Source organism: Methylocaldum sp. (assembly GCF_039794385.1).
In the GTDB taxonomy this organism is placed as follows: Bacteria; Pseudomonadota; Gammaproteobacteria; order Methylococcales; family Methylococcaceae; genus Methylocaldum.
The window spans coordinates 1-2,715 of record NZ_JBDIVO010000492.1 but is presented as its reverse complement, the minus strand read 5'-3'; the positions used below and the strand labels follow the sequence as shown (position 1 = coordinate 2,715).

Below are 2,715 nucleotides of genomic sequence, written 5' to 3'. Positions count from 1 at the left end.
TACGCCGAGCTGCGGGAAAGCCCCGAAGCGGGACAAGTGCATTGACCCGGATACGTCGAGATCGCAATATGCGCACTTTCACACATGACAAAATCACCCATGTCGGAAGAAACGATGCCGGATGAATCCGGTCCTCTGGCCTTCTTCAAGGCGCAGCACCAAGCCTTTACCGAAACCCTCGCCGCCCGGCGCGGTCGCGAAGACCTGATCGACGGACTCTTGGAACAGGCCTTCAGCAGTTTCGAAGGCAATGTCGAAATTCAGTCCGAGGGACTGCCCCCCTTGGCCTGCCACAAGGGATGCTCCACCTGCTGCACGCTCCGCGTCACGGCGACGGCGCCCGAAATTCTGCTGATCGCGCGTTACGTTCGTTGGGCCTCCGACGCCCTGAAACGCGCCGAAGTCGATCTCGAGCAGCGCCTAGCCGATGCCGATCGCGTAACCCGAGGCTTGAGCGAAGAGCAACGGGTGGCTCTCAGGCGCCGGTGTCCCTTCATCGCCAACGGCGTCTGCGTCATTTACCCGGTACGGCCACTCGCCTGCCGAGGCCATGCCTCCTACGACAAGCGCGCTTGTGTCGAGGCCGCGGCCGGACGCGCCGGCGACATCCCCTTCTCCGCCCCGCACATGACCGTCCGCAGCCTGGTTCAGCACGCAATGCAATCGGCGCTTCGGGATGCCGGCTACGCGTTCGGCGCCTACGAGCTCAACCAGGCGGTCTCCATGGCCTTGGCCGACGGCAAGCTCCAGGAACGCTGGACGGCGGGCGACGACGTCTTCGCCGACGCTTTGGCGACCGAAATCAGCCTCGACGAAATGGCGAGCACCTTCGAGGCCATCAAGGCTCATCCGTAGGGCGGAATAGCGAAGCGTATTCCGCCGAATGGCTTCCGTGTACCGCTCTGCGGGAAACGCTATGCAGCCAGACCCAAGTCCATCCCCCGGAAAATCGAGCAGCGCTTGAAAACTTCCAGGGACGGCGGCACCCGCTTCTGCTGACAGTATTTCGCCACCAGCTTGGCCAGTCCCTTGATGTCACGCCCGGTGGCTGCCGGAAACAGATCCGCCAGCTCGTCGATCAGCGGCGGGGCGACCTCCAACGCGAACTGTTCGGTCATCACTTTCCAGATCTTGATCCGATTTTCCCGATCCGGCGGGTAGAACTTGATCAGCGCGATACAGCGCGACACGATGGCCTCGTCGATGTCGTCCACCCGGTTGGTGGTGAGAAACAACAGGCCGTTGAAATATTCGAGCACCCTCAGAAACACCCCGACCACGGCATTCATGGTGATGTTGTCGTCGCGCCGCTTGATGTAGACGTCCGCCTCGTCGATAAGCATCACCGCACCCCAGCGCTGGGCACGGGTCAGAACGTCCTTGAGCGCCGTTTCCATGGCAGCGACATTCAGCCCCAGCTGACCGGAATGCACCCGGTACAGCGGCCGCTGGATGATTTCGGAATAGACCTCCGCGGTCAAAGTCTTGCCGACGCCGGGAGGACCGGCGCACAGCACGGTCGTGCCTCCGGACTTGCCGGCGACGATATCGTCCATCAGGACATCCATCTCGGCGGTCAGGATGTCGATGAGATCGGTCTGTTCCTCCGGCAGAATCAGCTTTTGCTTCAGGGCCGGCTGATACTCGTAGGGTGTGATGTCGTCCACGTGCACCCAGAGATAATGGTGCAGGTCAAGGTGGAACATGAGGATGTAGAAATGCACCGGCAACTGGGTGAACAGTCCCTTGGGCATGGCGTCCTGAGACTCCCGGACCTCGTCCTCGGCCTCATAGTGATTGCTCTTGGCCGCCTTGCGCAGATAAGGCCCCAGAATATCCCCGGGCGCATCCAGGGTCAGCGCGCGCGAGCTCAGGATGCCCTCATCGTTGACCAGGCGCGCGCTGCCGCCGCCGGACGAGAGCACCACAACGTCCTTGCGGGACCAATCGGTATCCCGGTGCGAAGCCGTCGGGTCCTCCGCGTAGAAACCGGTGCCTTTTCCGGAAAACTGAGCGCCGTAACGGGCACGCCAATCGAAGTAACGCTCCGCGGTCTCGTCGTAATTGCGGATGAGTTCGGGCGTTTCCTTGAGGAACCCCTTGGCGGCGAAAATCTCGGCCACCGTCTTGCCGGCGATGTCGCTCGGCATGATTCGGATGGTTTGGGTGGCGATTGCCCCTTTGGCATTGGCTTTCAGCTCGATGAAGACTTTCCCGATCTCGTCGTTCGAGGTCGGGGTGTAGTCGAGCCGCGTGATGACGTAAGGCAGGGGTCGGCCGGCCACGCTCGCGGTGAACAGCCAGCCGCGGATGGCATCCGCCGCCAAGTAGCGGGCAATCGCAGGCAGCACCATCTCGAGGTCTTCGGCTTCGAAGCGCACTCCGTCGTCGTTCATGGCCTGCTGCAAGGTGGCGAGTTGCGCGGCCTTGGCCTGCATCTCCGGCCCCGCCTGCCGGTAAAGATTCCCTAAAAACGCGAGCGCAGGGCTCGACAGTTGCCTGAACGGCACCTCGACGCGATTGCCGAAACGCAATTGTTCCTTCAAGTGCGCCAAATCCGGGAACTCTTCGACCATCGCTTCGATGTAGGGCCGCTCGATCTGAAGCTTCATTCTCTGCTTATCCCCAAAAAGCCGTTTATGAACCTCGTGCTAAGCCGCCTGCTCCGTTGGCGTCAAGGCAGTGATGCTCAGGGCATGGATGTCGCCCGGCATC

At 61.7% G+C, this 2,715-nt stretch carries 2 protein-coding genes; one reads left to right on the top strand and one right to left on the bottom strand.

What is annotated here, in order from left to right:
* Positions 1-114 precede the first annotated feature (114 nt).
* Positions 115-855 carry a YkgJ family cysteine cluster protein gene (locus tag ABJK70_RS23225; protein WP_077729121.1) on the top strand — a complete coding sequence of 247 codons (741 nt, stop codon included), beginning with the start codon at positions 115-117 and terminating at the stop codon, positions 853-855.
* A 59-nt stretch (positions 856-914) separates the two neighbouring features.
* Here ABJK70_RS23225 and ABJK70_RS23220 read toward each other — a convergent pair whose 3' ends face one another.
* Positions 915-2,612 carry an ATP-binding protein gene (locus tag ABJK70_RS23220; protein ID WP_077729043.1) on the bottom strand — a complete coding sequence of 566 codons (1,698 nt, stop codon included), beginning with the start codon at positions 2,610-2,612 and terminating at the stop codon, positions 915-917.
* Positions 2,613-2,715 lie beyond the last annotated feature (103 nt).

Coding starts and splice junctions, on each gene's coding strand:
- ABJK70_RS23225 (WP_077729121.1), top strand. CDS start 115: ATGCCGGATGAATCCGGTCCTCTGGCCTTCTTCAAGGCGCAGCACCAA.
- ABJK70_RS23220 (WP_077729043.1), bottom strand. CDS start 2,612: ATGAAGCTTCAGATCGAGCGGCCCTACATCGAAGCGATGGTCGAAGAG.